The sequence below is a fragment of the Streptomyces sp. HUAS 31 genome (assembly GCF_028198125.1).
Classification (GTDB): domain Bacteria; phylum Actinomycetota; class Actinomycetes; order Streptomycetales; family Streptomycetaceae; genus Streptomyces; species Streptomyces chartreusis.
On the sequence record NZ_CP116353.1, the window covers coordinates 6,248,601 to 6,273,560 of the forward strand.

Annotated in this window: 20 protein-coding genes and 1 pseudogene; 14 read left to right on the top strand and 7 right to left on the bottom strand. The window is 71.2% G+C overall.

From position 1 onward, the window contains the following. Positions 1-47: 47 nt before the first annotated feature. From PGH47_RS27975 to PGH47_RS27990, 4 genes are all read right to left on the bottom strand, one after another. A complete protein-coding gene (locus PGH47_RS27975; RefSeq protein WP_030954030.1) occupies positions 48-317 on the bottom strand; it encodes a hypothetical protein in 270 nt (89 codons plus the stop codon). Positions 318-510: 193 nt separating this feature from the next. Next, on the bottom strand, positions 511-738 hold the full coding sequence (locus PGH47_RS27980; RefSeq protein ID WP_030954031.1) for a DUF3107 domain-containing protein: 228 nt from the start codon (positions 736-738) through the stop codon (positions 511-513). 150 nt (positions 739-888) lie between these two features. Then, positions 889-1,530 carry a TetR/AcrR family transcriptional regulator gene (locus tag PGH47_RS27985; RefSeq protein ID WP_125527064.1) on the bottom strand — a complete coding sequence of 214 codons (642 nt, stop codon included), beginning with the start codon at positions 1,528-1,530 and terminating at the stop codon, positions 889-891. A 244-nt stretch (positions 1,531-1,774) separates the two neighbouring features. Beyond that, positions 1,775-1,999 carry a hypothetical protein gene (locus tag PGH47_RS27990; protein ID WP_107903095.1) on the bottom strand — a complete coding sequence of 75 codons (225 nt, stop codon included), beginning with the start codon at positions 1,997-1,999 and terminating at the stop codon, positions 1,775-1,777. A 225-nt stretch (positions 2,000-2,224) separates the two neighbouring features. Here PGH47_RS27990 and PGH47_RS27995 point away from each other — a divergent pair, with 225 nt between their 5' ends. The 13 genes from PGH47_RS27995 to PGH47_RS28050 all read left to right on the top strand — a co-directional run bounded on the left by PGH47_RS27995 (position 2,225) and on the right by PGH47_RS28050 (position 18,454). Next, complete coding sequence (locus tag PGH47_RS27995) at positions 2,225-3,256, top strand: alpha/beta fold hydrolase (RefSeq protein WP_271665696.1); 1,032 nt, start codon at positions 2,225-2,227, stop codon at positions 3,254-3,256. A gap of 8 nt (positions 3,257-3,264) precedes the next feature. Beyond that, positions 3,265-4,920 carry a DUF3152 domain-containing protein gene (locus PGH47_RS28000; RefSeq protein WP_271665697.1) on the top strand — a complete coding sequence of 552 codons (1,656 nt, stop codon included), beginning with the start codon at positions 3,265-3,267 and terminating at the stop codon, positions 4,918-4,920. A 56-nt stretch (positions 4,921-4,976) separates the two neighbouring features. Continuing rightward, the gene (locus PGH47_RS43130; protein ID WP_312025441.1) at positions 4,977-5,069 is read left to right on the top strand and encodes an Ms4533A family Cys-rich leader peptide; all 93 of its coding nucleotides are present in this window, start codon (positions 4,977-4,979) and stop codon (positions 5,067-5,069) included. Between the two features lie 212 nt (positions 5,070-5,281). Beyond that, positions 5,282-7,000 (top strand): ABC transporter substrate-binding protein, encoded by a 1,719-nt coding sequence (locus PGH47_RS28005; protein WP_271665698.1) that lies wholly within the window; start codon positions 5,282-5,284, stop codon positions 6,998-7,000. Between the two features lie 4 nt (positions 7,001-7,004). Next, positions 7,005-7,991, top strand: a complete 987-nt coding sequence (locus tag PGH47_RS28010) for an ABC transporter permease (RefSeq protein ID WP_214334672.1) — start codon at positions 7,005-7,007, stop codon at positions 7,989-7,991. Next, positions 7,988-8,977: an ABC transporter permease gene (locus PGH47_RS28015; RefSeq protein ID WP_269645366.1), complete on the top strand. Its 990-nt coding sequence runs from the start codon at positions 7,988-7,990 to the stop codon at positions 8,975-8,977. Before PGH47_RS28010 ends, PGH47_RS28015 begins: the two co-directional genes overlap by 4 nt. Then, positions 8,974-10,926 carry a dipeptide ABC transporter ATP-binding protein gene (locus PGH47_RS28020; protein WP_271665699.1) on the top strand — a complete coding sequence of 651 codons (1,953 nt, stop codon included), beginning with the start codon at positions 8,974-8,976 and terminating at the stop codon, positions 10,924-10,926. Before PGH47_RS28015 ends, PGH47_RS28020 begins: the two co-directional genes overlap by 4 nt. Positions 10,927-11,166: 240 nt before the next feature. Further along, complete coding sequence (locus tag PGH47_RS28025; protein ID WP_271665700.1) at positions 11,167-12,876, top strand: DUF3492 domain-containing protein; 1,710 nt, start codon at positions 11,167-11,169, stop codon at positions 12,874-12,876. Positions 12,877-12,953: 77 nt separating this feature from the next. Next, positions 12,954-14,207: a hypothetical protein gene (locus PGH47_RS28030; RefSeq protein ID WP_271665701.1), complete on the top strand. Its 1,254-nt coding sequence runs from the start codon at positions 12,954-12,956 to the stop codon at positions 14,205-14,207. Between the two features lie 709 nt (positions 14,208-14,916). Continuing rightward, the gene (locus PGH47_RS28035) at positions 14,917-15,936 is read left to right on the top strand and encodes an NAD-dependent epimerase/dehydratase family protein (protein ID WP_126904211.1); all 1,020 of its coding nucleotides are present in this window, start codon (positions 14,917-14,919) and stop codon (positions 15,934-15,936) included. After that, positions 15,924-16,703, top strand: coding sequence for a spherulation-specific family 4 protein (locus PGH47_RS28040; RefSeq protein WP_271665702.1), 780 nt, complete (start codon positions 15,924-15,926; stop codon positions 16,701-16,703). The genes PGH47_RS28035 and PGH47_RS28040 overlap by 13 nt, the downstream gene beginning before the upstream one ends. Positions 16,704-16,766: 63 nt before the next feature. Next, positions 16,767-17,945, top strand: coding sequence for an adenylyltransferase/sulfurtransferase MoeZ (moeZ, locus tag PGH47_RS28045; protein WP_107903077.1), 1,179 nt, complete (start codon positions 16,767-16,769; stop codon positions 17,943-17,945). 296 nt (positions 17,946-18,241) lie between these two features. Next, a complete protein-coding gene (locus tag PGH47_RS28050) occupies positions 18,242-18,454 on the top strand; it encodes a hypothetical protein (RefSeq protein WP_271665703.1) in 213 nt (70 codons plus the stop codon). A 1,264-nt stretch (positions 18,455-19,718) separates the two neighbouring features. On the opposite strand, the gene PGH47_RS28055 is transcribed toward PGH47_RS28050, so the two are convergent. Continuing rightward, positions 19,719-20,708, bottom strand: a complete 990-nt coding sequence (locus tag PGH47_RS28055) for an ornithine cyclodeaminase family protein (RefSeq protein ID WP_271665704.1) — start codon at positions 20,706-20,708, stop codon at positions 19,719-19,721. 381 nt (positions 20,709-21,089) lie between these two features. Between PGH47_RS28055 and PGH47_RS28060 the strand changes: the two are divergent. Then, a pseudogene (locus tag PGH47_RS28060) lies at positions 21,090-21,284 on the top strand (ATP-binding protein); the annotation flags it as partial. A gap of 185 nt (positions 21,285-21,469) precedes the next feature. On the opposite strand, the gene PGH47_RS28065 reads toward PGH47_RS28060, so the two are convergent. Further along, positions 21,470-23,020 (bottom strand): alpha/beta hydrolase, encoded by a 1,551-nt coding sequence (locus PGH47_RS28065; protein ID WP_271665705.1) that lies wholly within the window; start codon positions 23,018-23,020, stop codon positions 21,470-21,472. A 222-nt stretch (positions 23,021-23,242) separates the two neighbouring features. Further along, positions 23,243-24,793, bottom strand: a complete 1,551-nt coding sequence (locus PGH47_RS28070) for an alpha/beta hydrolase (RefSeq protein WP_271665706.1) — start codon at positions 24,791-24,793, stop codon at positions 23,243-23,245. Between the last annotated feature and the right edge of the window lie 167 nt (positions 24,794-24,960).

A 24,960-nucleotide genomic window follows, 5' to 3' on the forward strand; every position in this document is an offset into this window, starting at 1 on the left:
GACGCCGGCCGGCAGGCGTCAGCGCTCCGGCGGCCGGTCCTCGGGGTCTACGCGGTCGCCGAGTGGCGGCGCAGTCTTCCCGCCGGGCGGACCAGCAGGGAGAGCGAGGCGGCGGAGACGACCGCCGCGCCGATCAGGATCACGAAGAGGTTGCCGAAGTCGAGCGCGGTGTGCGTGATGAAGGCGCCGAAGAGGCCGCCGGCGACACCTGTCGGGAGGACCAGCGAGCGGGCGGGCAGCCGGTGCGGCAGGCGGCGCGCGGCAGCCCACGCCAGGGCGAGGCCGAGGATCGCGGAGCTGATCGCTTCCAAGAGCATGTTGGGGTCCCTCCCACATGGCCGGCCGGCTCGAAACGGTCGTAGCCCGTCATACCCCTGACCTGCGGAATGCAATCCTCCTCTGTGAGAGGGCTGTGCGCCATTCGTGGAGGTACGACGGACGGGAAAACGGGAGGGCCCGGCGACTGGTGTCGCCGGGCCCTCCCGTTTTGTCTGCCGCGTGGGCGCCTTGTTACAGGGCGCCGAAGCCCACCTTGCGCGGAGCCGGCTCGCCGAGCTCCACATAGGCGAGGCGGTCGGCCGGGACGAGGACCTTGCGGCCGTGCTCATCCACGAGGCTGAGCAGCTGCGTCTTCCCGGCCAGCGCCTCGGACACCGCCCGCTCGACCTCATCGGCACTCTGACCGCTCTCCAGAACGATCTCGCGGGGCGCGTGCTGCACCCCGATCTTGACCTCCACGGCTATGTCCCTCCGACGGTCAGTGAAGTGCGCGACGTTCCGCGCCGTACCCAGCACACATTAGCCCGGTGAGGGGACGTGCACGCTCCGACCAAGAACGCCAACAGCGAACAGGAGGCGGGAACAAACGTGCCCGGGGGCGAGCGGGCGTCAGTGGTGCTCGATGCCGTGCAGCGGGAAGCCCGCGATGCCGCGCCACGCGAGGGACGTCAGCAGCTGCACCGCCTGGTCGCGCGGGACGCTGCGGTCGCTGTGCAGCCAGGAGCGGGCGACGACCTGCGCGAGGCCGCCGAGGCCGGAGGCCAGCAGCATCGACTCGGCGCGCGAGAGGCCGGTGTCCTCGGCGATGACCTCGCAGATCGCCTCGGCGCACTCGTTCGTGACCTTGTCGACGCGCTCGCGCACGGCGGGCTCGTTGGTCAGGTCCGACTCGAAGACCAGGCGGAAGGCGCCGCCGTCGTCCTCGACGTACGCGAAGTACGCGTCCATGGTCGCCCGTACGCGCTGCTTGTTGTCGGTCGTCGACGCGAGCGCGTTGCGTACGGCCTGGATCAGGGACTCGCAGTGCTGGTCCAGCAGCGCGAGATAGAGGTCGAGCTTGCCCGGGAAGTGCTGGTAGAGCACCGGCTTGCTGACGCCGGCGCGCTCGGCGATGTCGTCCATCGCGGCGGCGTGGTAGCCCTGCGCGACGAAGACCTCCTGGGCGGCGCCCAGCAGCTGGTTCCGTCGGGCACGGCGCGGCAGGCGCGTGCCTCGCGGGCGTGCTGCCTCTGTCTGCTCGATGGCTGTCACGCCGCCTCCCAATGTCGTCCACATGCGGTGTGCGCCGCGCCGCCATCGTACTTTTCGGTAACCCTGGTGTGCGCGGTGCGAGCGCAGAATTTCACGGACCGGACGGTGGCGAAAGTCGCGCACAAAGTTTGAAACCTGGGCAGAGCGGGCAGCAAACGGCCTCTCTCCTGCTCAGCGGCACTCTCACGGGTGGTCGTCCGGCGTCACCCGCGGTCGTTCTCTGTCACCGATGGTCGGTTCCCTGTCACCGGTAGTCGTCCTCGTCGATCGAGACGACGCGTGCCTGCTCGATCAGATCGGCCTCGTTCGCCCGGTCCCGGTCCGCGCCGGTCAGCGTGTCGTCGCGGTCGCGCCGGACATCGGCCTGCTGCTCGGCCGCGTCGGCCGCGGGGGCCTCGACGTCGAACTCCTCGGACTCGTCGGTGTCCTCGTCCACGAACGTGTCGGGGTCGGTCGGATCGACGGCCATGGCGGGCTCCCTTCCTAGAACGTCCCCGGGGGGACAGCGTCCCTGGGCGAAGCAGGGGTCCACATCCGGGTGCCCTGCCACGAGCCTAGGAGACACCGGTTTCGGACGCTATGCGATCCGCGCGGGGATCTGCGCCGGCGTCTCGCCCCTGCGAATGCCATGTACGTGACGACTTGTGACGGCGAACACATGAACCACTGCGTGATCGTCTCGTAACATTGCCGCATGTCTTCGACCGAGCTCCCGTCCGCGCCGGCCGCCAGCGTGCTCCCCAAGGTCGCGACCGTCCGGGTCGCGGAGGGTGAGCGGCTGCGATCGGTCGGACTGCCGGGGATCACGCTGACGGTGCGGTCGAGACCGCCCGCGCGAGAGGGGCTGGCGCCCGCGCTCTACGTCCATGGACTCGGCGGTTCCTCGCAGAACTGGTCGGCGCTGATGGAGCAGCTCGAGGGCGAGGTCGACTGCGAGGCCGTCGACCTGCCGGGCTTCGGCGACTCGCCGCCACCGGACGACGGCGACTACTCGATCACCGCGCACGCACGCGCGGTGATCCGTTATCTGGACGCCTCCGGCCGCGGCCCCGTGCACCTCTTCGGCAACTCGCTCGGCGGCGCCGTCACCACCCGGGTGGCCGCGGTGCGTCCCGACCTCGTCCGCACCCTCACCCTCGTGTCGCCCGCGCTGCCGGAGCTCCGCGTCCAGCGAACCGCCGTGCCGACCGCCCTGCTCTCGGTGCCCGGGGTGACCGCGCTCTTCACCCGCCTGACCCGGGGATGGACGGCGGAGCAGCGGGTCCGCGGCGTGATGCACCTCTGCTACGGGGACCCCGGGCGGGCCACGCCGGAAGGGTTCCGCAACGCGGTCGAGGAGATGGAGCGCCGGCTCCAGCTTCCGTATTTCTGGGACGCGATGACGCGTTCCGCGCGCGGGCTGGTCAACGCCTACACGCTGGGCGGCCAGCACGCGCTGTGGCGCCAGGCCGAGCGGGTGCTGGCGCCGACGCTGCTGATCTACGGCGCCCGGGACCAGCTCGTCGGCCACCGCATGAGCCGCAAGGCCACGCACAGCTTCCGCGACTCCCGGCTGCTGAGCCTGCCGGACGCCGGGCACGTGGCGATGATGGAGTACCCCGAGGTCGTCGCCCGGGCGTTCCGCGGACTCCTGGAGGAGACGGAGCAGGCGCAGGCCGTGAACCCGCGTGAGCGGGCCGCCGTCGCCGGTGACGGTGACGGCGCGACCGAGAAGGCTGGGGGCTGAGGCGCGACGTGGGACGCCACAGCCGCCGTGGGTCGGGCGCGAAACGCGACACCGCGGACACAACCGCACGACAGGGCTCCCGGGGGGCACAGCCGGACCCGGGCGCGGCCCAGCGGGGCCCGTCCGTACCCGGCGCGGGGCCCGCTGCCGGGTCCGGGAGGGTTCCCGGACCTCGCCCCGGACCGGCTCCCGGACGACAGGGGACGCCGACGCCGCCGTACGGCGGACAGGGCTTCCCCGGCGGCACGCCCGCTCATGGTTTCCCGGGATTCCCGGACGGCACGCCCGCGCACGGCGTCCCGAGGATGTCGGACGGCACCCCGGCCCACGGTTTCCCGAGGCTGCCCGACGGCACGCCCGCGCGCGGCGCCCCGAGACTGCCCGACGGCACCCCGGCGCGAGGCGTCCCCCGGTTCGCCGACGGCACCCCCGCCCGTGGTGTGCCCCGGTTCCCTGATGGAACCCCTGCCCAGGGTGTGCCCCGGTTCGCGGACGGCACCCCCGCCCACGGCGTCCCCCAGGCCCGCGGCAGTCACCCCGAGCAGCGTGAACCCGGCGGTGGCTGGGGTGAGTTGAGGGGCCGTACGGGAGTCACGTACGGCGCCACGGGGGCGGCCGGTGCGCCGCCCGCGACCGGCGTCCCCCTCCCGGGCCCCAGGCGGGCGCCGCGCTCCGAAGGGCCCCGGCAGGACTACGTCGACGCCTTCGGTGAGGACGTCGACCCCTTCGCGCCCCGGACGACCGAGACCGCGCACGCCTCCGACGCGTACGGCTCCGTCACCGACTGGGACACCAGGAGCGGTGCCGACGTCGACGACGACGCTCCGCCGACCGGCGAGCCCGCCTCGGCGCAGGGCGGCAAGGGGCGCACCTTCACCGGGATAGCCGCGGCCGCCGTCGTCACCGTGCTGGCGGTCGTCGTCGCCGGCCAGGTCGCCAAGGGGCGGGACGACGGCGAGACACAGTCGCAGTCCGCCACCGACCAGGCGCGCGACGCCCGGGACTCCGCCTCGCGCGGGGACGGGCGGCCGACGCAGTCCGGCTCCGAGGCCGTGGCACCGCTGACGTACGGCCAGAAGATGGCCGTGCCCTACCCGCTCGGCGCGACCCTCAGGGGTCCGGGGAAGTTCGACGCGATACAGGGAGTTGACAAGGCGCCGGGCAAGGGGCAGAAGTTCACCTATCGCGTGGATGTCGAGAAGGGGCTCGGGCTGGACGGCGAGCTGTTCGCCGAGGCCGTGCAGAAGACCCTCAACGACGACCGGAGCTGGGCCCACGACGGCGCCCGCACCTTCGAGCGCATCTACACCGGCAAGCCCGACTTCGTGATCACGCTGGCCAGCCCCGGTACCACCGCCGACTGGTGCGCCAAGTCCGGACTCGACACCACCGAGGACAACGTCTCCTGCGACTCGGCCTCCACCGAGCGCGTCATGATCAACGCCTACCGGTGGGCGCAGGGCTCGAAGACGTACGGCGACGACCGCATCCTCGAGTACCGGCAGATGCTGATCAACCACGAGGTCGGCCACCGGCTCGGCTTCGGCCATGTGACCTGCGACAAGGACGGCGAGCTCGCCCCGGTCATGCAGCAGCAGACCAAGTTCCTCGACCACGACGGGATCCACTGCCGGGCCAACGCCTGGGCATACCCCGGGAGTTGACAGGTGACTCGGACGTCACATTGACATGTGCAGCGAGATCATCCATATTTCTGCACATGTCGTCCCGTCACGCCTCCACTCGCGCAGCCATCGAGCTGGCGCTCATCGGCGTGACCGCTCTGTGCGTGGCCGACATCCACTGTCGCTGACGCTCGCCCTTGGCGTTCGCGTCGCGATCTCTTTCCCCCCGTGATCACGTGACCTTTTCGTCCCGTGATGTGCTCGCGGGTGCCTGACGACCCGACGGTCCGACGCCGGGGCAGACGTCTGCTCACTTCTGTCTCACTCCGCGTCACCGTGTCCCGCCATTCGATACGCAGGGCGGGATCGCGGGATCCGTCAATCCGAGAGGTCGTCTCCGATGCGTCAACCGTCCGTCATAGCGCGCCGCGTGGCCGCGGCATCCGTCAGCCTGGTCGTGGCAGCGGGCGCCGCCGCCTGCGGCCCTGAGGACAACGATGCCAAGGGTGCCGGCGGCGACTCCACGCCCCACAAGGGCGGCACGCTCACGGTCCTGAATTCCAATCCACAGCAGGACTTCGACCCCGCCCGCCTGTACACCTCCGGCGGCGGCAACGTCCCCTCCCTGGTCTTCCGCACCCTCACCACCCGCAACCGCGAGAACGGCGAGGCCGGCGCGAAGGTCGTCCCCGACCTCGCCACCGACACCGGGCGCCCCAACAAGGACGCCACCGTGTGGACGTACACCCTCAAGGAGGGTCTGAAGTACGAGGACGGCAGCCCGATCACCACGGCCGACATCAAGTACGGCATCGAGCGCTCCTTCGCGCCCGAGCTGTCCGGCGGTGCCCCCTACCTGCGGGACTGGCTGGTCGACGCCGCCGACTACCAGGGGCCGTACAAGGACAAGAAGGGCCTCGCGGCGATCGAGACGCCGGACGCGCGGACGATCGTCTTCCATCTGAACAAGCCCGAGGGCGAGTTCCCCTACCTCGCCACGCAGACCCAGTTCACGCCCGTCCCCAAGGCCAAGGACACCGGCACCAAGTACGAGGAGCACCCGGTCTCGTCGGGACCGTACAAGGTCGTGACCAACGAGAACGACGGTGAGCGGCTCGTCCTGGAGCGCAACACGCACTGGTCCGCCTCGACGGACGCCGAGCGCAAGGGCTACCCCGACAAGATCGACGTACGGTCCGGGCTCGACTCCTCCGTGATCAACCAGCGGCTGTCCGCGTCGCAGGGGACGGACGCCGCCGCGGTGACCACGGACACCAACCTCGGCCCGGCCGAGCTCGCCAAGGTGAGCGGCGACAAGGAACTGGCCGCCCGGGTCGGTACCGGTCACTTCGGTTACACGAACTACATCGCCTTCAACCCGAAGATCAAGCCGTTCGACAACGCCAAGGTGCGCCAGGCGATCTCGTACGCCATCGACCGGTCCTCGGTCGTCAACGCCGCCGGCGGCTCCGCCCTGGCCGAGCCCGCCACCACCTTCCTGCCGAACCAGAAGTCCTTCGGCTACACCGAGTACGACCACTTCCCGGCGGGTGACGCCGGTGACGCGGCCAAGGCCAAGGAACTGCTGAAGGAGGCCGGGTACGCGAAGGGCCTGACCGTCACCCTGACGCACTCCAACGCCAAGGACTTCGAGACCAGCCCCGAGATCGCGACCGCCATCCAGGACGCGCTCAAGAAGGCCGGCATCACGGTCAAGCTCCAGGGCCTGGAGGAGAACGACTACTCCGACAAGATCCACAGCGTGCAGACCGAGCCCGGGTTCTTCCTGGCGCACTGGGGTGCCGACTGGCCCTCCGGCGGTCCCTTCCTCGCCCCGATCTTCGACGGCCGGCAGATCGTCAAGGACGGCGCGAACTTCAACACGGGCCTGCTCGACGACAAGTCGGTCAACACCGAGATCGACGCGATCAACAAGCTGACCGACCTCGACGCCGCCGCCAAGCGGTGGGGCGCGCTGGACGCGAAGATCGGCGAGCAGGCGCTGACCGTGCCGCTGTTCCACCCCGTCTACAAGCGGCTGTACGGCAAGGACATCAAGAACGTCGTGATCAGCGACTGGACCGGTGTCCTGGACATCTCCCAGGTCGCGGTGAAGTAGCGCCGTGAGCGAGGCAGTTCTCGCCGTCGAGGCCCCCGGGGTGTCCGCCCCGGGGGCCTCGGGGGCCCGTCAGTTCTGGCGGCGGCTGCGGACGCAGCGCGCCGCCCTCGTCGCGGCGGTCGTCGTCGCGCTGCTCGTCCTGGTCGCGCTCGCCGCTCCGCTGCTCACCGCGATCGAGGGTCAGGATCCGACCACGTACCACCCGTCCCTGGTGGACTCCGCACGTGGCGGGGTGCCCATCGGGTCGTTCGGGGGAGCGAGCGCCGAGCACTGGCTCGGCGTCGAACCGCAGACCGGGCGGGACCTGTTCGCGCGGCTGGTGTACGGCGCCCGGGTCTCCCTCGGGGTCGCGCTGGCCGCGACCGTCGTCCAGGTCGCCATCGGTGTCGTGGTGGGTGTCGCCGCCGCGCTCGGGAGCCGCTGGGTCGACCAGGTGCTGAGCCGGTTCACCGACGTCATCGTCGCGATGCCGCTGATGATCATGGCACTGGCGCTGCTCGCGATCGTGCCGTCGAGCTTTCCGCGGCCCGTGCTGGTCGCCCTCGTCATCGGCCTGATCGCATGGGGCAACATCGCGAAGATCGTGCGCGCCCAGACGCTCACCCTCAAGGGGCTCGACTACGTCGCCGCCGCCCGGCTCAGCGGCTGGGGCACCTGGCGGATCGCCCGCCGTGAGCTGCTGCCCGGCATCGCCGCGCCGGTCATCACCTACGCGGCGCTGCTCGTGCCGGCCAACATCACCGTCGAGGCCGCCCTGTCCTTCCTGGGCGTCGGTGTGAAGCCCCCGACGCCGTCCTGGGGACAGATGCTCACCGCGGCCGACGTCTGGTACCAGGCCGCCCCGCAGTATCTGCTGCTGCCCGCCGGCGCGCTGTTCGTGACCGTCCTCGCCCTGACCGTCCTCGGCGACGGCGTGCGCACGGCGCTCGACCCCCGCGCGGCGTCCCGGCTGCGCATCGGCACCGGCCGCAAGAGGGAGGCCAAGGCATGAGCGGCTTCCTCCTGCGCCGGGTCCTGGGCGCCGTCGTCACCCTGTTCGCCATCTCGGTGATCGTCTACGTCGTCTTCTACGTCACCCCCGGCAACGTCGCCCAGATCACCTGCGGCCCGCGCTGCTCGCCCGCCCAGGTGCAGCAGGTCGCCGAGCAACTGCACCTGAACGACCCGCTGTACGCGCGCTACTGGGACTTCCTCCAGGGCCTGGTCGCCGGCCAGGACTACTCGACGGGCACGTCCGTGCAGCACTGCTCGGCGCCCTGCCTCGGGCTGTCGTACCAGAGCGACCAGCAGGTCACCGCGCTGATCCTGGCGAAGCTGCCGGTCAGCCTGTCGCTGGTGTTCGGTGCCATGGTGCTGTGGCTGATCCTCGGCGTCGGCACCGGCGTCCTGTCCGCATGGCGACGCGGCCGTCTCACCGAGCGGCTGCTGACCGGCGTCACGCTCGCGGGCGTGGCCACGCCGGTCTTCGTCATCGGCCTGGTCCTGATGATCGTCGTGTGCGGGCAGCTGCAACTGCTGCCGTTCCCGCAGTACGTCGCCTTCAGCGACGACCCCGAACAGTGGGCGTGGAACCTGCTGCTGCCCTGGCTCTCGCTCGCCCTGATCGAGGCCGCCGCGTTCGCCCGGCTGACCCGGGCGGCGATGCTGGAGACGCTGGCCGAGGACCACATCCGCACCTTCCGGGCGTACGGCGTGGGCGAGCGGTCGGTCATCGGGCGGCACGCGCTGCGCGGGGCCCTCGCGCCGGTCATCGCCCTCAACGCCAACAACTTCGGCGGCGCGGTCGGCGGCGCGGTGCTCACCGAGACCCTCTTCGGCCTGCCGGGCATCGGACAGGAACTGGTCCACGCCGTCAACGTGGTCGACCTTCCGGTCGTCGTCGGCATGGTCCTGGTCATCGGATTCTTCGTGGTCGTCGCCAACGCCGTCGCGGACGTGCTGTACGCGGTGGCCGACCGACGGGTGGTGCTGGCGTGAGCGACATCGACAAGGCCTCGGTGGGCGGGCTCGTCGAAGTGAGCGACCTGACGGTCGACTTCGGTGACCTGCGTGCCGTCGACGGCCTCACCTTCCGGCTGGCGCGCGGCGCCGCCCTCGCCCTGGTCGGCGAGTCCGGCTCCGGCAAGTCCACGGTCGCCTCGGCCCTGCTCGGGCTGCACCGCGGCACGGGCGCGCGGGTCGGCGGCTCGATCGACGTCGCCGGGGTCGACATACAGCGGGCGTCCGACGACGAGCTCCGACGGCTGCGCGGCGCCAAGGCCGCGATGGTGTTCCAGGACCCGCTGTCCTCCCTGGACCCGTACTACGCGATCGGCGACCAGATCGCCGAGGTGTACCGCGTGCACACGCGTGCCTCGCGACGCGCGGCACGCGCGCGTGCCGTCGATGTGCTGCGCCGGGTCGGCATCCCGGACGCGGCACGGCGATCCCGGTCCCGCCCGCACGAGTTCAGCGGCGGCATGCGCCAGCGCGCGCTCATCGCCATGGCGCTGGCCTGCGAGCCCGACCTGCTGATCGCCGACGAGCCGACGACCGCGCTCGACGTGACCGTCCAGGCCCAGATCCTCGACCTCCTGCACACGCTCCGCGAGGAGACCGGCATGGGGCTGCTGCTCGTCACCCATGACGTCGGCGTCGCCGCCGAGAGCGTCGACGAGGTGCTGGTCATGCGGCACGGGCGAGCGGTCGAACACGGGCCGGTCGCGGAGGTGCTGGGAGCGCCCGCGCGGTCGTACACGCGTGAACTGCTGGGTGCTGTGCCGCGGGTGGACGCGCCGCGTGCGGTCGGCGGAGCGAAGGCCGGCCTGGACGCGGAGGTCGTCTCGGAAGGGGCGATCGTCTCGGAGGGGGAGGCCGTCTCGGAAGGGCAGGTCGCCTCGGAGGGGGAGGCCGTCTCGGAAGGGCAGGCCGTCTCGGAGGGGGAGGCCGTCTCGGAAGGGCAGGTCGCCTCGGAGGGGGAGGCCGTCCCCGGTGGCACGGGCCCCGGTGGCACGGGCCCTGGCGGCACGGGCCCTGGCGGCACGGGCCCTGGCGGCACGGGCCCTGGCGGCACGGGCCCCGGTTGCGCAGGCCCCAGCGATACGGGCACCGGCGGCACGGGCACCGGCGGTACGGGCACCGGTGGCGCGGGTCCCGACGTCGTGCTTGCGGCGACCGGGCTGCGGCGTGAATTCGGGCGCGGGAAGCGGGCGTTCACGGCGGTCGACGACGTGTCGCTGACCGTCCGCCGCGGTGAGACCCTCGGCATCGTCGGGGAGAGCGGCAGCGGCAAGACGACCCTCGGGCGGATGCTGGTCGGGCTTCTGGAACCGACGGCGGGGGAGGTGCGCCACGAAGGGCAGGCGCGCGTGGGCGTGGATCCGGCCGTGCAGATGGTGTTCCAGGACCCCGTGTCCTCCCTCAACCCCCGCCGAACGGTGGGCGAGTCGATCGCCGACCCGCTTCGCGCACGCGGGGAGCGAGAAGAGGGGCGCGTCCGGGCGCGGGTGCGGGAACTGCTGGAGCGCGTGGGGCTCGAAGGGGCGCACTACGACCGCTACCCGCACGAGTTCAGCGGCGGCCAGCGCCAGCGCGTCGGCATCGCCCGGGCGCTCGCGGCCGACCCGCGCGTCATCGTCTGCGACGAGCCCGTCTCCGCGCTGGACGTCACCACGCAGGCCCAGGTCGTCGCGCTGCTCGGCGAGTTGCAGCGCGAGCTCGGCCTCGCGCTCGTCTTCGTCGCCCACGACCTCGCCGTCGTGCGGCAGGTCAGCGACCGGGTGGCGGTGATGCGGCGTGGGCGGATCGTCGAAGAGGGCCCCGCCGACGAGGTCTACGACAATCCGCAGGACCCGTACACCAAGCAGCTCCTGGCCGCCGTACCGGCACTCGATCCGCGGATCGCGGCCCAGCGGCGTGCCGCGCGACGGGAGTTGGCCGCGGTGTGATCGTCCCGACCGCTCCGTCCGCTCCGTGCGTCAGGGCAGTTCGGGTGTGACGATCCGTGCGCATTTGATCTCCTAGCGCGACGGAACGCGACCCGCACGGGAAAGTTACGACCGTTCACCCCTTTTGGTGGCGCGATGGACAACCGTCCGTCGCGCCACCGCCTTGTCCGCATACGTTCGTCCCGCTGCGAGCCGTCACGGGAACGGCGGCTCCCCTTACGGGAGATCGGGGGTGTACTCGTGCGCATCGGACTGATTGCGGAGGGCGGCTATCCGTATGTGAGCGGTGACGCCAGACTCTGGTGCGACCGGCTCGTGCGCGGGCTCGACCGGCACGAGTTCGACATCTACGCGCTCAGCCGCAGCGAGCGCCAGGAGGACGAAGGCTGGGTCCCGCTGCCGGCCCAGGTCAGCCGGGTCCGCACCGCGCCGATGTGGTCCGCCGAGGACGACGGAGTGGTGTACTGCCGTCGTGCGCGCCGCCGGTTCGCCGAGCACTACGGCGAGTTGGTGGCCGTGCTCTGCGCGGGGGGTGGCGCAGGCGCCGACGATGCCTCCGGGGAGGCGTCGGCCACTGAGGCGGACCGTTTCGGCAGTGCGCTGTACGGCCTCGCCGAACTCGCCCGCGACGAGGGCGGTCTCGTGGGAGCGCTCCGCTCCGAGGCCGCCGTACGCGCTCTGGAGCGCGCCTGCCGTTCCCGCGGTGCCCTGCGGACGGCGCGCGAGGCGCGTGTGCCCGATCTACTGGCCGTCGCCGCGCATCTGGAACGCGCCCTGCGCCCCCTCTCGCTCGACTGGTACGAGGACGACGGCCTGGGCGCCGTCGACCTGTGCCACGCCACCTCCGGCGGCTCTGCGGCCCTGCCCGGCCTGCTCGCGCGCCACTTCTGCGGCGTACCGCTGCTGCTGACCGAGTACGGCGTCCGGCTCCGCACGCACTACCTGGCCGCCCCCGACTCCTCGTCGGCCGTGCGCTCCCTGCTCGCCGCCTTCCATGGCGCGTTCGCCGCCGAGACCTACGCGCGGGCCGCCCTCGTCACGCCGGGCAACGGTCACGCCCGCCGCTGGCAGGAGCGGTGCGGCGCCGACCGCGCCAAGCTCCGCACGGTGTACCCCGGCATGGACGCCGGCCGCTTCGCGGAGGTCGGCGAGAGCGCGGCGTGCGCGGACCCGGACTCGCTGGTGTGGGTCGGCCGCGTCGAACCCGCCAAGGACCTGGTGTCGTTGCTGCACGCCTTCGCCGAGGTGCGCAAGGAGGAGCCGAAGACCCGGCTGCGGATCGTCGGCACGCCGGCCGGCCCCGAGGGGGCCGCCTACCTCGGCCACTGCCGGGCGCTTGCCGCGCAACTCTTCCCCGACGAGGCGGAGGGGCCGCACCGGGTCGGCGACAACCCCGTCTCCTTCGAGGAGATCGGTGCCCCGGACACCCCGAACCTGGCCGCCGCGTACGCCTCCGGCGCGGTGACCGTCCTGTCCAGCGTCGTCGAGGGCTTCCCCATCGGCCTGGTCGAGGCCATGTTCTGCGGTCGGGCGACGGTGTCCACGGACGTCGGCGCGGTGGTGGAGGTCATCGGCGGCACCGGGCTCGTCGTACCGCCGCGCAATCCGCGGGCGCTCGCGGAGGCGTGCGTGGCGTTGTTGCGGGACCCCGAGCGCCGTGAACGCCTGGGCGCGGCCGCACGCGCGCGTGCGCTCGAACTGTTCACCGTCGAGCAGAACGTCGCGGCATTTCACAGCATTTACCTGGAGATCGTCTCCCGTGCCCCGGTCCGCCGCGTGGTCCTCGACGACACCGGGGAACCCCTCCCCTTCGCCGTCCCGGCCGAGGCCCACGTCCCCGGCCGCTGGACGGAACGCCCCACACAGCCGACCCCCCGCAACGGCCCACCCCGCCCTCCGGGCACGCCCGTACGCGCCACGGCCATCCCTACGCCGGAGGGGGCGCGATGAGCGGGCGGGGGGAGGGGTGGCGCGTGGTGGACGGGGCCGGGGACGTGATGAGTGGCCCAGATGGAGGCGACCGTCTCTTGGGCGACCCGGGCGGGCTCGATCGGCCCGCCGCTCCGACCAGCCCCGGGGCGTGGGACGAGCGGTCGGAGGAGTGGCTCGGAGTGGACAAGGGCGTACGGGATGACGAGGCGACGGGCGGTCCCTCCACAGCGCCCGCCGAGGAATCGGCCGCTGCCCCTCGCCCCAACCGTCGAGGCGGCGCCGACCCGGTCAAGGCACTGATGCACCGCCACCGCGAGCTGTGCGAACGCGCGGTGGACCCCCTGGAGATCGCCGCCGGCCTCGAAGCCCACGGCGTCACCGACCGCACGGCCGCCCGCTTCCTGCACCGGGACGTCTTCTCCCTTGCGGAGGAGATGTACGCCCGGACGTCCCGGGACGCGGAAAGTCCCCGGGATGCCCAGCCCCTCACCACTCCCCGCGCACGAGCCGACTGGATGGTCCTCACCCTCCTGCCCGGCGCCCTCTGCGCGGCGGCCGTGACCGGCATGCACCTGACCGACGGCCAGCACCGCCTGATCGCGGCCGCCGTGGGAGTCCTCGCCGTGATCCTCGCCCTGCGCGCGGCCGTCGCCCGTGGCCCCCTGGCCGGCGGGCACGCCGCCCGCCCCACGGCCACCCGGATCTGCTGGCTCCTCGGCTACGCCCTCCTCGGCGACGGCCTCCTTCAGGCAGCCGTCGCCGGCGGCCCCGACCACCTGCCCGCCGGTACGCCCGACGGCCCCTGGCCCCTCACCGTCGCTCCCGTCCTGGCCCTCGCCCTCTCCTGCGCCCCCGCAGCCTGGTGCGCCCACCTCCTCGCCGTGCGGGCCCGTCACAAACTCTCGGCCAGCCGCGCCCTGAAGGACTTCGCCACCTCGGCGAAGCCCCTGCTCCTGGCCACGCTCGCCCTCTACCTGGGCGCCCTGACAGCCCTGCTCGCGCTGACGGCAACCGCCCTCGACGAGCCCGCCGCCTACGCCCAGACCCTCACGCTCGGCGCCCTCCTGTTCCTGTCCCGCCTCCTCACCACCCACGGCTTCACCCACGCCCCCGCCCTGGTACTCACCGCGGCGGCCTCGGCCGAGGCGACCGCCCTGGCGACCGTCTTCGCCGCCCGACTCCCCGGCTGCGACTTGCTGGGGACCCCCGTACAGACGCTCCTCGACGTATGGGGCCCGGCCGCCCTCCCCACGATGGCCTGCGGGGCAGGAGCCCTGACGCTGCTGCTGCACGCGATGCGCACCCTGACCAGGGCGTCCGCGCACACGAGGGCGGACGACGCATGCTGACGCACCACCGCCCCACGACGACCCGCCGCACCCGTGTACGGCGGGAAGCGGAAGCGCCGGGGCGTGTCCACCCACGGCGGCCCGCCCCCACACCGCCGCATGTCCGACGGCCCCCAGCCACCACCGGACCCGGCACGGACACCCCCGGCGCGGCCCGACCCACCCGGTACGTCCGGCGACCCCGAACCGCCACCGCCCCGAACCCGGACACCCCCGGCGCGGCCCCACCCGCCCGGCACGTCCGACAACACCGGACCCGGCATGGAGGCCCCGGCGCGGCCCCATCCGCCCGGCACGTCCGACAACACCGGACCCGGCACGGAGGCCCCGGTGCAGCCCGACCCGCTCGGCACGTCCGGTGGCCCCGAACCGCCACCGGACCGAGCACGCACGCCCCCGGCGCGGCCCCATCCGCCCGGCACGTCCGACAACACCGGACCCGGCACGGAGGCCCCGGTGCAGCCCGACCCGCTCGGCACGTCCGGTGGCCCCGAACCGCCACCGGACCGAGCACGCACGCCTCCGGCGCGGCCCCATCCGCCCGGCACCCCCGCAGGCCACGACAAGCGCACCCCCACCGAGCCGCGCGCGTCACCGCCGGCACCGCCCCTCACAGAACCGCTGTAACCCTCCTGCCCGAAGTCCTCGAAGGAGACCCCCAAATGATCACCTCCCGATCCGACCTCCCCTCGGCCCCGGGAGCCGCGCGATGAGAGTTCTGCTGATCGGAGCCAACGGCTATCTGGGCCGCTTCGTGGCCGACCGCCTCCTCGCCGACCCCGCGGTCCAACTCACCGCGCTGGGCCGCGGCGACGACGCCGACGTCCGTTTCGACCTCGCGTCCGGCAGCCCTGGCGCCCTCACCCGCTTCCTCGACGCGGTACACCCCGGCGTCGTCATCAACTGCGCCGGCGCCACGAGGGGCGGTGCCCGCGAACTCACCCGCCACAACACCGTCGCCGTGGCCACCGTCTGCGAGGCCCTGCGCCGCAGCGGCTGCGGCGCCCGCCTCGTCCAGATCGGCTGCGGCGCCGAATACGGCCCGAGCCAGCCCGGCTCCTCCACGGCCGAGGACGCCGTCCCCCGCCCCGGCGGCCCGTACGGCGTCAGCAAACTCGCCGCCACCGAACTGGTCCTGGGCTCCGGCCTGGACGCCGTCGTCCTGCGCGTCTTCTCACCCGCGGGCCCCGGCACCCCCGCCGGCTCCCCTCTCGGCCGCCTCGCCGAGGCCATGCGGCGCGCGATGCAGTCGGGCGACGGCGAGCTCAAACTCACCGGCCTCGGCGCCCAACGCGACTTCGTAGACGTCCGCGACGTGGCCCGCGCCGTGCACGCCGCCTCGCTCTCCGCCGCGCAGGGCGTCATCAACATCGGCTCCGGCCGCGCCGTCCGGCTGCGCGACGCCGCCGCGATCCTCGCCCGCGTGGCCGGCTACGGCGGCGCCCTCCACGAACTCGACGGCCCGCCCGGCCCGCTGCGTCCGACCATCGGCCACCCGCGGTCCGACCCGGACCACGCGACCCATGCGGCCCACGCGTCCGCGCACACCGCACACGCCGTCCACTCGACGCACGCGGCCCACGCCGCCCCCGTCGCCTACCCGGACGGCTGCGGCAGCTGGCAGCAGGCCGACGTACGCACCGCACGCGACCGGCTCGGCTGGCGCCCCCGGATCAACCTCGAGGAGTCCCTGGGCGACATCTGGATGGAGGCGGCATGCCGTATCTGACCGGCATGAAACGGGCCACGCCGAGCACCGATCTGCGCACCGGTCTCGGCGTGCCGGGCTATGCCCATCCCCTCCTCGCCCCCACCGAATGGGCCGAACTCGCCCGCCCCGGCACCCCCTTGGACTGGGTCGTCCTCAACGTTGCCGACGGCCCCGGCGCCCGCCCCGACCCGCACTGCCTCGAAGCCGCCGGCCGGCTCCGCAACGCGGGGATCCGTGTCCTGGGCAATCTCGACACCGCCCACCTCGACCGGATCCACCTCGGCACCGCCCACGGCGCCCGCGTCTTCGGCGAAGTGATCTCCAAGGCGCACCGCTACCTGGACTGGTACCGAGTCGACGGCTTCCTCCTGGACCGCTGCCCGACCGACGGCACCGCACTGCCCGAGGTCCTGCGCACCATCACCGCCCTGCGAGGGCTGCGTGACAAGGCCCACATAGTCCTGGGTCACGGCACCCACCCCCACCCCGGCTACGCCGAGTGCGCCGACCAGCTCGTCACCTTCTCCGGCCCGTGGCGGGACTACCGCTGGTCGCAGGTCGCGGAGTGGACGGCGGACTATCCCCCCGACCTTTTCTGCCATTTCGTCCACGGAGTGCCCCTCGGTCACCTCGACGAGGCACTGCGCATCGCGCGCTGGCAGGGCGCCGCGACGATCTGGTTCACCGACCACACGGACCGCGGCGGTCGCACCGATCCCTGGGAGACCATGCCCGGCTACTGGGACGAAATCGTCTCGCGGATCGGAACAGGTGTCTCGGAATGAAAAAGGCCATGGCACTGTTACCAGGAGAACAATCGTAGTGATCGACCGACCAACGGAGTCCCCGTGTCGTTGCCACCCCTGGTCGAGCCGGCCCCCGAGCTCACCGTAGACGAGGTTCGCAGGTACTCCCGCCACCTGATCATCCCCGATGTCGGGATGGACGGGCAGAAGCGGCTGAAGAACGCCAAGGTGCTCTGTGTGGGCGCCGGCGGCCTGGGCTCGCCGGCGCTGATGTACCTGGCCGCCGCGGGCGTCGGCACGCTCGGCATCGTGGAGTTCGACGAGGTCGACGAGTCGAACCTCCAGCGCCAGATCATCCACAGCCAGTCCGACATCGGCCGCTCCAAGGCCGAGTCCGCCCGCGACAGCGTCAAGGGCATCAACCCGTACGTGAACGTGATCCTCCACGAAGAGCGGCTCGAGGCCGACAACGTGATGGACATCTTCAGCCAGTACGACCTGATCGTCGACGGCACGGACAACTTCGCGACCCGCTACCTGGTCAACGACGCCTGCGTGCTGCTGAACAAGCCGTACGTGTGGGGCTCGATCTACCGCTTCGACGGCCAGGCCTCGGTCTTCTGGTCCGAGCACGGCCCCTGCTACCGCTGCCTGTACCCGGAGCCCCCGCCGCCGGGCATGGTCCCCTCCTGCGCCGAGGGCGGCGTGCTGGGCGTGCTGTGCGCGTCCATCGGCTCCATCCAGGTCAACGAGGCCATCAAGCTGCTCGCGGGCATCGGTGAGCCGCTGGTCGGCCGCCTGATGATCTACGACGCCCTGGAGATGCAGTACCGCCAGGTCAAGGTCCGCAAGGACCCGAACTGCGCCGTCTGCGGCGAGAACCCCACCGTCACCGAGCTCATCGACTACGAGGCCTTCTGCGGCGTCGTCTCCGAGGAGGCCCAGGAGGCCGCCGCCGGCTCGACGATCACTCCGAAGCAGCTCAAGGAGTGGATCGACGACGGCGAGAACATCGACATCATCGACGTCCGCGAGATCAACGAGTACGAGATCGTCTCGATCCCCGGCGCCCGACTGATCCCGAAGAACGAGTTCCTCATGGGCACCGCCCTGGAGAGCCTCCCGCAGGACAAGAAGATCGTCTTGCACTGCAAGACGGGTGTCCGCAGTGCGGAAGTTCTCGCGGTCCTGAAGTCCGCGGGCTTCGCCGACGCCGTCCACGTGGGCGGCGGCGTGATCGGTTGGGTCAACCAGATCGAGCCGGACAAGCCGGTCTACTGATCAACCTCTTTGGCGGGCTGCAGCGTTGCGCTGTGGCCCGCCTTTTTGCCGGCCTTCAGCCGTCGATGGCTGTCATGACCTGTCGACGCTGGTCACCCCCGGACGGCCCACAGACGGCCCCGCCAGTACGATCTGTGCCAGGCAGAAGCCCAGGTAGACCGCGTATATGCGGCCTCCCCAGCCGCAGGTTTGGCGCGATCACGCTGAATCCGCGGGGACGCCCCCCGAGCAGAATCCCAGCTCGGCAACAGGCACAGAAAAAGACGATCCCGCCACCCCGCGAAAGGGCGGCACTGTTGCAGGAGCGCGACCAGCTTCAGCACGCGCCGGACGATGCGTGGAAGAAATTCGTCGATCTCTCCCAGAACTCCAACGTGAAGCTGCGGCAGGCCGCCCAGGCCATCACGCAGGGCGCCTCAGGGCAGCAGATCCCCACAGCGCTTCAGGAGCACCTGGCGGCCGCCGTGAAGGCGAGGCGGGCCGGGCATGCGCGTGGAACTTCCGGGTAGCCGGGACGGTGCCTCACGGGGAAGGGCCGACGTACCTGGGGAGGTCGAAGCCCCTTCGCCTCTTCCACCAAACGACCGTCGGCGCTACGGGCAGCGGTGCGTGCGGGCGACCAGTCGCAGGGGTAACAGCAAGGGGGAGCAGCTCATCGTGCTGCGCGGCTGGCGGGCTTGCGCACAAGTGGCCAGCCACATGACGGTTTTCAAGAGCGTCGCGCTGTCACGGCCTCTCCGCATCCCGACCTGCTCGATACATCAACTAGGTCGATTTCCCATTGCGTTGGCCCACACATGGCCCACGGGCCCGCAACTGAGGCTTCCTAGTTGACCGCTCAAGCACGGCGCCATGCTTCGAACAATCGCTTACGGGCCTCTGGCGTCTCGAACTACCTGCGACCGGCCAGTGCGACGCGCCATGACCTCATCGCCTTGCCCCGTAGCCACAGATCGCCCCCGTATCGGCCGCTGACTCCGATGGTGCCGCTGTCCGAGGGCCTTGCCGATGGTCTCGGCCACGGCGGTGCGCTGAGACAACGTCAGCTGCTCCAGCAGGGCGCGAGCCTTCTCACGGTGCCGGCTTGATCAGGTCGAGTGCGTGGTCGGGATGTGACCGGTAGTGATCGATCGCGGTAGGCGTGGTTGCGTCAGCCGACGAGCGCGAGGGCCGCGTAGGGTCACCTCGCGCAGGTGGTGTAGGGCTTTCGCGCCCCAGTGCTCGCGGATGTGTTCGCTGAGCGGGGAGGGGGGCTTGGTGCCTCGTCAGATCAGTGAGGGCGTAGACCCGCTCGGGGGTGTGCCTCGCCGGTGGCCAGGACGCGGCGGCGCACGATCTGCTGGATCGGTTGTGAGCAACGGCTTCGGACACCTTGGTCATCCGAGGCCGCGTCTCGTTTCACCAACGCCGTGAAACCGACAACGCACGCCCGTCATCATGACCGTGACGTCTCGTCACCCGAGAACGTTCGAGCCCTGGGATGGTGAAGGGCTCGGCGGTCGGGGCCTTGACGTGTTTCTGGGGCCAGCCGGGCCAGGCGTCCCGCTCTGCCCGGAGTGGCGTCCTTGCTCGCTCGCGTTGCCTGATCGTTGAGTGACCTCTGGGGAAAACATCTTGGGCCCGGTGGCGCACGCCGAGGGGTGTGGCCACCCTGGAGGAGAGGGGTGGTACGAGAAGGGGCAAGATCATGGCTGCCTGGCCCAGAACCCTGCCTCTATTTGCGTGCGCAGCGACGCTGGGGGCTACCAGCTTCGCAGGGACCATGAATGGGTATCACCGCAGCGTGATCTCCTGGCCGATTGACTGCTCGCGGGCAGCGGCGACGATCAGGGCTGTGGCCGCGGCGTCCTGTACAGCCACGCCGACCGACTTGTAGAGGGTGATCTGGTCCGGCGCGGTGCGTCCCGGTTTGCTGCCGCCGATGAGTTCGCCCAGCTCGGCGTGCACGTGATCGGCTGTGATGAGGCCGTCGCGGATCGGCATGAGCAGGTCGTTGCTGCCCGTCGGGGGCGGGGCAAGCGCGGCCTGTCGCGATTCAACGCATACGAGCGCCTCGGCGACCGTGGCGTCGTCGATCTCGCGACCAACCGGGTTGTACCCCACGGACGTGATGTGCACCCCGGGTGTCAGCCAGGAACGGCGGATCACAGGTTCGACGGCGTGTGTGGTCGCGGCGGCGATGTCCGCGCCATCAAGCGCCTCGGCGTAGTTGGACACAGCCTGGACTTCGGCCTCCACTACGGCTGAGAGTTCCTCGGCCAGAGCAGCAGCTTTCGCCGGATCCCGGCCGGCCACGCGGATCTGCCTGACTGCGCGGACCCGGCAGATCGCGCGGGCGTGGGACCGGGCCTGCACGCCTGTGCCCAGGACTGCCAGCACCGTCGCGTCCGCGCGGGCCAGCAGTCGCACCGACAGCGCGGAGCAGGCGCCGGTCCGCGCTGCGGTGATGGCGGTACCGTCCAGCAGCGCAGCGGGCTCGCCAGTATCGGGATCGAACGCCACGATCAGCGCCTGATGGGTAGGCAGCCGTGCCCCGTCGTTGTGGGGGAAGAGTGACACCAGCTTGGTCATGAGCACCCCGGCCGACGGCAAAAAGCCCGGCATGGCCGCCAGGAACCCGTCGCGTTCGGGCACCAGAGCGGCGACGCGGTCGGGTACCGAGGCACGGCCCGCACTGAGGTCTGCCATCGCCGGGGCCAGGGCATCGATCAGCGAGTCCACATCGAGCAGGGCCTCGACGTGCGAACGCCCCAGAACAAGCATGCCCACCAACCTCCTGATGCCGGTCATCCGGCCAGCGACCGCACATCCAAAGCGTCGACCGCCGACCCCCGTTGCTCAAGCTGCGACACGCTGTCCTTCGTGAGCGCGTTCATGTGTACGCGCCTGAGCACAGCAGCATGTACGCCGACAACTACCGACGCACACTCGAACAACGACCGCCCTGGCTTGACGAGTTACGTGCCTGAGGTGTCTATGCGGTCACCGCACTAGCCATGGTGGAGGTCGAGGCCGCTGATGAAGAGACCGCGGTCGCGCTCCAGGAGAGGAGTTGCTCACCGGGCGGTGAGTGCGTTGAGAGACGGCCCCGCTGATCACACGATCAAGCGCGATTGCGAGAGCGACGGCCCTGCCGCACCAAACGACTTGTGCCCCGTGCCCAAGGGCTGGCCGACCACCGGCATAGTGCTCTCGAACCGCCTCAAGCGGCTTCAGCCGACCCAGGCGGTCCGTGGCGTCGTCATCGACACCGGCCGCACCCGAGAGGGCCGCTACGTCGTCATGACGCGACAAGCGGCCCCATCTGCGCACGAACAGCAGCGCTTCCCTGGTTCCTGAGTGGACAAGCAAGAGGAGCGCCCCGCCGCATGGGTGCTTCTCTTGTTGTTCGGCGGCGGCGCCCTGCGCTGGACGTGCCTCGCAGGGGCTCCTTCTTCACGAGCGGACCGCCTCGCCCGCAAGGCGAGCACCGCTCCAGCGGCGGGGGCTTCGCGCACCATGGGTGCTCGGAGCCCCCGCCGTCGTCATGAACAGACCTTGCCGTCCTTCGGTACCGTCCCCTTGAGCAGATACGCGTTCACCGTGGAGTCGACGCAGCCGCTGCCCTTGCCGTACGCGGAGTGGCCCTCGCCCTTCCAGGTGAGCATCACACCGACGCCCTTGCCGAGTTCGTCGGCCATCCTGCGGGTGCCCTCGTAGGGCGTCGCCGGGTCGCCCGTGTTGCCGACCAGCAGGATCGGCGCCGCACCCGGTGCGCTGACCTCCGGGGTGTCGTACTGGCCGGCCACCGGCCAGTCGTGGCACCAGCCGCCCGTGTCCCAGCCGAGCATGGGACCGAACACCGGCGAGACCTTCTCGAACCGCGGCAGCAGCTTCTTCGTTTCCTCGACCGTCGGCCGCTGCTTGTCGTCCAGGCACGATATGACCCGTTGCGAGTGGGTCCCCGTGCCGTAGCGGCCCGACGCGTCGCGGTCGTTGTAGTCGTCGCCGAGCGCCAGCAGTTCCGAGCCGTCGCCCCGTTCGGCCGCCTCCAGGGCGCTGGTCAGGGTCGGCCAGCTCGCCTCGCTGTACAGCGGCCTGATGATGCCGGTGAGCGCGAGCGACTCCGTGAGCTTGCGGTCGGAGGACGTCGGCATCGGGTTCGCGTCGATCCGCTTCAGCAGGTCCACGATCTTCTGGGTGCCGGCTTCCGCGCCCTGGCCGGTGGACTTCAGGTAGTTGTTCAGCGCGCGCTGGAAGCCCCTGGCCTGGTTCTCGGTGTGCCCCTCGGAGTCGGCGCTCGGGTCGACGACCGCGTCCAGGATCATCCGTCCGACGGTGCCGGGGAACAAGTGGGCGTAGACGCCGCCCAGTTCGGTGCCGTAGGAGATACCGAAGTAGTGCATCTTCCTGTCGCCGAGGACCTGGCGGATCAGGTCCATGTCGCGGGCGGTGTCTGTGGTCGACACATGTGCCATCAGCTGCCCCTCGGCCTTCCGGCAGCCCTTGCCGAACGCGACGGCGTCCTGGAAGTACGCCGTCTCCTCGGCCGGGGTGTCCGGTGTGATGTCCACCGACTCGGAGGCCTGGATCTCCTTGTCGCTACGGCAGCGCACGCCCTCGCTGGCGCCGACCCCGCGCGGGTCGAAGCTCACCAGGTCGTAGCGCTTGCCCAGTTCGGAGGCGCTGTCGGCGTACCACGGCATCGTGGAAACCCCCGAGCTGCCGGGGCCGCCGAAGTTGAACAGGAGCGAGCCGATGCGGTTGTTGCCCGTGGCCTTGGTTCGGATCAGGGCGACGTCGATCGTCCTGCCTTCAGGCTTCGCCCAGTCCAGCGGTGTCCTCAGCGTCGCGCACTGCCACTCGTCGCCGGGCGCGGGGGAGTCCCCGGTCGCCTTGCAGCCGCCCCAGTCGAGCTTCTGCGAGGTCAGTGAGGAGGGCAACGCGGTTGCGGACGAGCCGGTGGAGGGCGCCGATGAATCCGCGTCGCTCGTTCTGTCACCGGTCTGCGCGCCGTCGGACGAGCTGCCGCTGCACCCCGTCGCCAAGAGCGCGGAGGCGGCAGCCACGGCCGCCCACCGTACGAAACGCGTCATGTCGCTTCCCCCCTCGCAGGCCGTCCGCGCTGTGCCGCGGATGGCGGTCAGGCCATAGTAGGCGGATCACGAACTGGCCGTCGCAGCCTGTGGATAACTCTCTGACCTGCGGATTCGTGAGGATTGTGGCTCGCCGTCGGACGGGTTGAAGCTCGCGGTCGTGCGGATCGGGCCTCGCTGTCGTACGGGTTGGCGCTCGCTGTCGTACGGGTTGGGCCGGTCTCAGGAGCACACCGTGCCGGCCTTCGGGACCCTCCCGTCCAGCAGATAGCCGTTCACCGCGTCCTGCACGCACTTGTTCTTGCTGTCGTAGGCGCCGTGCCCCTGCCCCTTGTACGTCAGCTCGACACCGACGCCCTTGCCGAGCGCCTGCGCCATCTTCTGCGCGCCCTCGTACGGCGTCGCCGGGTCGCCCGTGTTGCCCACGACGAGGATCGGCGCCGAACCGGGCGCGCTGACGTCGGGATGCTCGGCGGCCCCTTCCACCGCCCAGTCGGTGCAGCTGAGCATGGACCAGGCGAGGGGCTCACCGAACAGGGGCGAGGCGGACCGGAACGCGGGCAGCTTCCCCTCCACGTACTCGGGCGTGTACCGCGGTTTGTCGTCGGCGCAGTTGATCGAGATGTTGGCGGCGGTGATGTTGCTGTACTCGCCGTTGTCGCTGCGCCCGTTCAGCGAGTCGGACAGCAGCATCAGGGTCATGCCGTTGCCGTCGTACGCCTCTTCGAGACCCTGGGTGAGATAGGGCCAGAAGTCCTTCGAGTACAGCGCCTGGAGGATGCCGTTGGTCGCGGCCGACTCGGTCAGCCGGCGCGGGAAGATCCCCTCGATCGGCTTCCTGTCGAGGTCCTTCAACAGCTTCGCGATGCGGTCCTTCACGTCCTGGGCGGTGTCCCCGATCGGGCAGTCCTCGACCTGGGAGGTGCAGTCCGCGGCGAAGTTGTCGAGCGCGAGCTGGAAGCCCTCGGCCTGCCCGAGCGTCCCCTGCTCGGCGTTCTGCGTCGGGTCGACCACCGCGTCGAAGACCGCGCGGCCCACCTTCTTGGGGAACAGATGGGCGTAGACGCCGCCGAGTTCGGTGCCGTAGGAGATGCCGAAGTAGTGCAGTTTGTCGTCGCCGAGTACCTGGCGCATCAGGTCCATGTCGCGTGCCGCCTCGGTGGTGGCCACGTGCGGCAGCATCTCCCCGGAGTTCTTCTCGCAGGCCGCGTTGAACCTCTTGGTGCTGTCCACGAGTTCGGTCTTCTCGGCCGTGTCGTCCGGTGTGGTGTCCTGCTGGAAGTAGGCGTCGAGCTGCTGGTCGTCCTCGCACAGCACCGGCGCGCTGCGGCCGACCCCGCGTGGGTCGAAGCTCACCAGGTCGTAGCGGGTGCGCAGCTTCTCGTACAGGTCGCCGAAGGCGGGCAGCGTGCTCACTCCGGAGCCGCCGGGCCCGCCGAAGTTGAAGATCAGCGAGCCGATGCGCCGGTTCTCGGCGCCGCTGGACTTCACCCGGATCAGATCGATGCCGATCGTGTCGCCCTCGGGGTCGTCCCAGTCACGGGGCGCCTTCATCGTGGCGCACTCCCAGGTGCCGTCGGCCGGCAGCGGGGACGGACTGCCTCCGCCGCCCTGCGCCTGGTCGGGGGCCGGGCAGGCCTTCCAGTCCAGCTCCTGAGCCGTCAGGTCCACGTCGTTCCCGGAGTCGTCGTCGCTGCAACCGGCCAGCAGGGAGGAGAGCAGCAGAGCGGTGGCGGTCAGGGCAGCGGCGCGCATCCGGGGAGGCTTCGGCATGGTCCCATCCTGAGGTCGTACGCGGTGGGGCGCTCGGGGCACGGGCCGTACGAGGTACGGCGGCGCCTCACCTTCCGGGCCCTTACAACGTACGGCGACCGGGTCCTCGTACGGCAAGCCCCCAGGGCATCTCCCGCCGCCGTGCCCGGCCTGCGCGGACTCGTCCG